At 41.0% G+C, this 7,083-nt stretch carries 6 protein-coding genes; all 6 read right to left on the minus strand.

Going from position 1 to position 7,083, the window contains the following annotated elements; translation table 11 throughout:
* Positions 1–97 precede the first annotated feature (97 nt).
* A complete protein-coding gene (locus DW981_RS13775; RefSeq protein ID WP_118508135.1) occupies positions 98–517 on the minus strand; it encodes a relaxase/mobilization nuclease domain-containing protein in 420 nt (139 codons plus the stop codon).
* Positions 501–848: a plasmid mobilization relaxosome protein MobC gene (gene mobC, locus DW981_RS13780; protein ID WP_178292745.1), complete on the minus strand. Its 348-nt coding sequence runs from the start codon at positions 846–848 to the stop codon at positions 501–503. Before mobC ends, DW981_RS13775 begins: the two co-directional genes overlap by 17 nt.
* Positions 849–1,049: 201 nt before the next feature.
* Positions 1,050–1,781 (minus strand): hypothetical protein, encoded by a 732-nt coding sequence (locus DW981_RS13785; RefSeq protein WP_147352664.1) that lies wholly within the window; start codon positions 1,779–1,781, stop codon positions 1,050–1,052.
* 139 nt (positions 1,782–1,920) lie between these two features.
* On the minus strand, positions 1,921–3,591 hold the full coding sequence (locus tag DW981_RS13790; protein WP_118508138.1) for a lysozyme family protein: 1,671 nt from the start codon (positions 3,589–3,591) through the stop codon (positions 1,921–1,923).
* A 472-nt stretch (positions 3,592–4,063) separates the two neighbouring features.
* Positions 4,064–6,502, minus strand: a complete 2,439-nt coding sequence (locus DW981_RS13795; RefSeq protein ID WP_118508139.1) for a VirB4-like conjugal transfer ATPase, CD1110 family — start codon at positions 6,500–6,502, stop codon at positions 4,064–4,066.
* Between the two features lie 113 nt (positions 6,503–6,615).
* The coding region (locus tag DW981_RS15255) for a hypothetical protein (RefSeq protein ID WP_182434299.1) at positions 6,616–7,083 on the minus strand (468 nt) is incomplete at its 5' end.

The following is a 7,083-nucleotide window of genomic DNA, read 5'->3' on the forward strand; positions in this document are numbered from 1 at the left end:
CAGTAGCTAAAGCGGCCGCATTTTATGACTGATTTGTCAATAGTTTATTGCAAAAAAAATCCCACACCACATTTCTGTGATGTGAGATTTCCTTAACTTAATGCCATTGCACTTTCTCCCAGTCCCCTTTTTCATACCGGTACTTTCCACCATTTCTTGCCACGGAATTGAATACCAGATGCATGTGCATATGGTCACGGTCTTTATGAACTGAGCAGGCATAATCATAACGATCTCCCAGATATTCCTCTACCCACTCCCGGATAAAACTCAAAGCATCTTCCGGTGCGATCGTTTCATCCTTTGAAAAAGAAAACTTAAAATGATACCCCTGTCTGGTTCCGTGCGTGGGATGCATCTGCTTCGTCAAAAAGAAGGTATCCAGAATCTGCTCCGGTGTAATGCCTGCATTACTAAAGCACAATCCATCCGTTTTCCTCTCATTCATAATGTAGGGAATGGACTTTCGTAAATGTTCCTCTGTCTTAATGGTATCCATCTTAATAATGAGCGACATTGCGATCACCTTTCATAATCCGTATGGTATGTTTCATCATTCCGTAAACTTCATCCAATTTGCAGAGCAGTTCTTCACTTGGTTCCACATAATTGTGTTCGTTATACTTTTTTGCAATCTGATTGATATTGACACCAATCTTGTTGATCTCATAGATCATCCGCACGATGGAGGATTCAAACTCATCCCTCGTTACATCCGGCGGACACTTTGCCACGCTCCGAATATATTCGCTCATGGTTTTATGATGCAGGCTTGCCTGCTCATTCAGTGCTGCCTTTTCCTCCGGTGTCATTCGTACTCGGAGAATCTCTGTTTTCATGTCATTCAAACAATCACCCCTTTCTTCTGTCTGGACATAATGTCCAAACATACCATTTTTGCTGCTTTTTTGATGTTCATTTTTGGCACTTAAAATGTGCTTTTTATCTCTTCATTCGAGCCTTGCAAGATACGCATGATGTGGACACATCCATGCACATATCTTGTAAGGGGATACCCCTTATACCCCATTATGCAGGTAGTAATAGCGTTATTTTTTATGCTTTCGTCCGGAACTGACTTTTGACGACTTTTTCTTGGCTTTTTTTGTCTTATGTGATTTCTTTTTCGCTTTCTTCTTTTTATGAACCGCCTTTTTCTTTTCCAGTTTTTCCCTTTCCGCCTTTTGCTGCTGTTCCAGTTTAGCCTGTTCTTCCTGCACTTCCTTTTCCTTCATCTGATTGACTGCCGCTTCATCGTATGATGTGTCTGAAAGTAACATCTGACAGCTTTTCAGATTGTAATTGCACTGATAGACACTGCCATCTGACAAAAGAACAAAACTGGTTACATCAAATGCCTTCGTCTGCTGATAGGTCAGTTTTTTGACGGATCTGCATTTCCTGTCCTGACAAATCTGAATCAACTGATTTTTCAAATCTTCATAAGCTGCGTCCGACATAAATCCTAAAAAGGTATTAAGATTTGTGGTATCCACAGAAATCGCTTCTTTGGTTTCTTGCGGTAGTTCACGATCCGGTGCTGTCTCTGTCGCAGCTACAGATGCCCCCGATGCTGTTTCTGTAACGACCGCTACACCGGTTGCCGTATTGGTTTTATGAACCGTTTGCAATCCTGCATGATGACCTCCCATCATACTTTTTATGATAGCTGCCACAATAATGGCAACGAAAAGAAAAAATACCAACACTCCCATAACAGTCTTTCTTCCCTGTCCCCTGTCTCTTTGCTTCCAATAAAATCTTCGTATGTTTCTTAACATGACTTCCTCACTTTCTATCCTGTTTGGACATAATGTCCAAACGCTATTTTTTGTCCTATCCCTTTATCCGTCTGGACATTATGTCTAAACGCTGCTTTTTGTCCTATCTCTTTAACTGTCTGGACATTATGTCTAAACGCTACTTTTTGTCCCATTTCTTTAACCGTCTGAAATAAGTAAAATTCGTATAAACACCAAACATCGGTCCCTCTGTATTTCCGGTCAATGAAGAACCGCTGGAACTGGTACAATGAAGCCAAACCACTCTGCCATCTTTCATTTTTCCACAATAGATCCCAACATGATTTGCTCCACCGGTTCCACCTGTCTTACTTTTCAATCCGATGTCTCCCGGCTGCAACTGGTCAGCAGATATGTCCTGAAACTTTTTTGAACCGATAAAAGTTGCTGTCGTAGAACCATATGGCACACTGGTCACTCCTGCTTTATGAAATGCCCATGCGGAAAAAGCAGAGCAATCCAAAAACTCCGGTTTGTCCCGTCCATCCGACTGTCGTTTCTCCATGCTGTATTTCACCGTTCCAATTAAAGAAGCACCTTTTTCGATCACATCCCACGCCTCCTCCGGTGCTGTATTATTTTTCTTCAATTCTTCTAAAATCTTTTTGGCTGATTCATTGGATACACTGGTTTCTTCATTCATCACATAGTAACGAAGTACATGAGGTACATACTCGGTATCACCATAAGAGCTGTACCCAAGTTCCGCACACATCTTCGCTGAAAAGATTCTGGCATTTTCTTTGGTATAACAGCCATAGTTTTTTGATGCCCAGTCTATGTAACCATTTCCAAAGTTGTACCCCTGCAGGGCAAGGGAAATTCCTTTTATGTCATTCGGACTTTGACACTTCGCTTTTGTCAGGCAGTCAGATAATTCATGCGTTCCACAGTCAATGCTTTCTTCTGTACTGTCAATCGGCGGATTCACATTGTAATAGGATTGTGCCGTCTGCATGACATCCGGTTCCGTTCCACCGCTTTCCTGTTCGATCACGGCAAGACACAGATCCACATAATCATCAATTCCATATTTTTCACAGTATTCCGAGACAAGTTCACGGAAACTTTCTGTCTTTCCAGATACCTGTGCCTGATAGGTTCCATCCTGTGATTCATTAGCAGCACCGCCGGAACCAACCACTGCTCCGATTGCTCCAACGATAGCTGCCACAAGAATAATCAAAAGAAGTGCTATCCATACAGCCGGATTTGCCGCTACTGCCTGAACAACACTTTGTATTGTCTTTACCAAAGATTTTCCTGTCTGTGCTCCTGCTTTTGCTCCCGATCGAACAGCCTGTGCCGATTTCTCCGTTGACTTTCTTGCAGCCTTTCTTTTTTCCCTGCTTTGCAGCTTTTTATGCACAAGCGTTTTCATTCCGCCTACTGCTGTATGTGCACCTTTTCTGGCAGTTTCTTTAGAAAGCCTAATGGGTGTGTCTGTTGTATGATCCGTATTTCTTTCTTCATAAGAATCATCCGCCACACTGCTTCCAAGCAGCATCAGATGCATGGACTGCACCATAAGCTCCCTTGTTTCATGAATAGAAAAAAGGACACGCTCACTTTTGGATGAACTGCCCTTCTTCTGCTTTTTGCCTTTATTTAGTTTTTCAATGCCTCTTTTCTTAAACCGGCTCTTTTTCCGCCGTTTCATTTTTTCAGCCTTAGCCATTGCGCTGGCTTTCTTTAACATTCGCTGTTTGGAACGATAATCCAGACTTTTGAACACACGCTTCGCCGGTTCACTTAATGATTCAATGACCTCTTTGTCAAGATGATCCATTCGCTGCCACCTCCAATTATATTCAGTGGGCTGTATATTTGTTTTTGATTTTTCTGTTGAATGTTTTGGGGAAATATGATATATTGATATTAGAAAAGGAAAGTACCCACTCCAAAGTGGATGCTCCCAAGATGGATTAAGTGTCTTTACAGACACCGCCTATCCTGTTTGCCGACAGGATAGGCATTTTTATTTTCGCTTGTTTCTCTTATTGAGAAAGGCAAGCAACGCTATAACAAGACTACCAAAGGCACATAACAATGTTAATATGCCGATGAAAATCGAAAGGATTTCAAAAGCTGTCATCTGCGCCACCTCCCTTCCTATGTATTCCGGCAAGCCGGTCATTCGGTGTTGGGAGGCTACCACCCTGTCATGGGTACTTTCCTATGGCTTACGCCATGCAACTAATATATCATTTTTTCCGCCATAATTCAACGATTTTCGTCAATTCATCTGCCCTTATTCTCTCTTATTTTTTCGATGTTTGCTTCGCATTTCTGTCATTAACCATTTCATGGAAATTGGTATTAAATAACTGATAAAGACTACTGTCTTTTTCCATTGTATTATCAAACGGGACAATCTTATCACCAAACCGGATAAGTCCCATTCCCGGCTCTGCTCCATTCACACAGGCAAGCTGCTCGGAAGAAATATCAAACAAATCTTCCACTGCTTCCTTATCCATTGTTCCCTGATCCAGCAAAAGCATAAATTCTGAGTTAGAAACCATTGTTTTGGTAGAACGGTTTCTCTGTGCATCGATTAAGTTCTGGCTCATCCCAGTACAAATACCACCACGCTTGCGGACCTCACGCCACATCTTCTCCAGTGCATGTAAACTGTATTCTTCTCCCCAAAGTTCGTGCATCTCATCCACATAAACCCATGTAGCAACTCCATCCGACTGGTTATATTTGATCTTAGCCGTGATACTTTCAATCATCACAAGCATTGCCATTGCCCGCATTCGTTTTCCCAGTTCCGAAAATCCATACACGGTAAAACGGTTCTCATCGGATATGGACTGCTCTCTGGCAAAAATGTCAAGCGTACCATCTGCAAATACTTCCAACTGGTCTACGATCTCCTGTGCTGCTTCATTCCCCTCGTAATGCTCAAGAATATAATCTCTCATCACCGGAATTGTCGGAGATTCCGGACGGTTTCGTGTCCGTCTTTTGTCTTTTCGCTTCTTAAAGTATTCCTCATACATATGGCTCACTGCTTTATCAATCACAGCGATGTGTCTGCTGGTAAGCGGCACCGGCTTCAATGCCTGTTCACAGATCGCATAGGCAAACTCTGCTTTTTCCGCCACAAAGCGGTCAATGTCCGGCACAACATCCGGTACATGAAACGGATTGACATAAAAGACATTTTCCGCAGACTGTGTCAGATTGATATACTGACCACCCCAAGCTGCAGCAATGTCTTTGTATTCACCCATTGGATCTACCACGATAATGTCATCCTTTGAGAAGCATAACACCTGCCCCATCTCCGATTTCTCATTATAGGACTTCCCGGAACCCGGAACACCAAACACCATCCCGTTTCCATTCTTTAATAATTTACGGTTTCCTATGATCAGATTTTTGGATACCTTATTAAAGCCATAGCAGTATCCCAAATCATCATGAATCTCCTGCACATTAAACGGAATGAAAATGGAAAGTTCCTCAGAGGTAATTGTCCGCATTGTATCAACAAATCTTGCTCCCGTCGGCAATGATGTATTTAAGGCATCCAGCTGTCGATAGGAATGTGGAACAATATCCATGTTGTGTGTTTTTCCAATGATACGCACCTTTTCTGTCCGTTCCTCCAGTTCTTCCATTGAAGCAGCTTTTACCACAATGGTGATCCCCACATAAAGAAGCCGTTCATCAAATGAAGAAATACGGTCAAGCATCTCTTCCGTGTCTCTTTGCTGCTTTCTTCTCTCGTAATTGATGTTGGTAGAATAATCTCCATTTTCGTTTTTCAACTCCTGCTCACGGTTAATACTTCGCTCATTGGACATATACTTTTTCATCACCATCTGATATGCCACATCATTGTCAAGTGGCTCCACATCCATCGAATAAATGATCGGGAAGTCCATGTTTGTCAGTTCATTTAAAAATTGATCCGTCAAACCGTTCGGATATTTTCTGATAAACATCACACAGGCACAGCTTCCACCCTCCATTTCCAGATATTCCGGATGCTCCCGCAAAGAAGTATTGATAATGTCATTTCTCCAGTCCCGTTTCAGATGCAGATATTCATTCCAGTCAAAAGAAAAAGATGCCTCGTCACCCATGCGATAATAACTGTGTAATGCTCGCAAGCGTTCCGTGGCATCCAATGGTATCAGGCAGCTTCCCAATCGGTGAAATAACTGCTGTATGGAAAACTCTATGGTGTTAAAATAATTTCTGGCACTTTCATAATCCGGCTTTCTGCAACTGACAATGAAATACATGGATTGCAAAAGTCCTCCCCGCCCTTCCTGCAATCGCTTTTCAATCAGCTTGTGGTATTCTTTCGCCAAAGGCTCCATTTCTTTGCTGACTGCCTTCTGCAGAATTTCTTCCCGCAGCCTTCCATTATCGGCATAATGATTGGATGCAATCACCTTGTAGCTGACATTCATTGACCGAAGCAGCGTTTCAAACCGCTTTCCGGTTTCTTCTTTTTCTTCTTCATCCTGCGTAGAAAAGTTAATATCCTCAAACAGATACATCCTGTCAAACTGATGAATCTTCTTTTTCCCTCCGTCTTTGTTTGTCGGACTCTCCAGTTCAAAGATACCGTTTTCTGATATTCGATAGATTGGTATCGTATCCTGAATACACAATGGCACTTTGTAAATGCGTTCTGTCTGTGGAGTCAGCGAGTCCTTTCTGAATAATTTTAGCATTTGTTTTAACCTCCTGTTCTTATTTTAAGTATGAAAAAAAGAACTACTGAAGTAATTCTTTTTCTAAATATATTGTTATCGTTCATTAAACAAAAAAATATTTTATTTTCACATCACGAATCTTGTTTTTGAATATATAAAGATAACAACTGCATTTGACAACTATATTTTTGTTTTCCAATTTCATTTTCCGATATGCCAATCACCTGATCATCATCAACAACTTCACAAATACAATTAAATTCTTTGCACATAACATCCAACAATTCACACATGTCAGATACTTCAATTCTGTTATCATCTCTTGTCATATCAGTATGGGCCAAGAATTGTCTTCTCATTATTTTTACTGTCTCTTCAGTTTTCCTATTCCCTTTTTGTTTTTTCACTTGCTTATCAGGACAATTACAATTTCGCAATATGTCATTAACTGTATTCCGGAATTTAGGAATAGTATTAGCTTTAGAATCATTATCATAATATATTTTCCATAATGTCAATTCTAAATCTTTTTGCAATAAAAAAACAAACTGATTACTGATATTTATCACCTTATTATATAAATCCGGTCTATCTTTTTG

Source organism: Clostridium sp. AM49-4BH (assembly GCF_003478335.1).
Classification (GTDB): domain Bacteria; phylum Bacillota; class Clostridia; order Lachnospirales; family Lachnospiraceae; genus Butyribacter.

Coding starts and splice junctions, on each gene's coding strand:
- DW981_RS13785 (WP_147352664.1), bottom strand. CDS start 1,781: ATGTTAAGAAACATACGAAGATTTTATTGGAAGCAAAGAGACAGGGGA.
- DW981_RS13790 (WP_118508138.1), bottom strand. CDS start 3,591: ATGGATCATCTTGACAAAGAGGTCATTGAATCATTAAGTGAACCGGCG.
- DW981_RS13775 (WP_118508135.1), bottom strand. CDS start 517: ATGTCGCTCATTATTAAGATGGATACCATTAAGACAGAGGAACATTTA.
- DW981_RS13795 (WP_118508139.1), bottom strand. CDS start 6,502: ATGCTAAAATTATTCAGAAAGGACTCGCTGACTCCACAGACAGAACGC.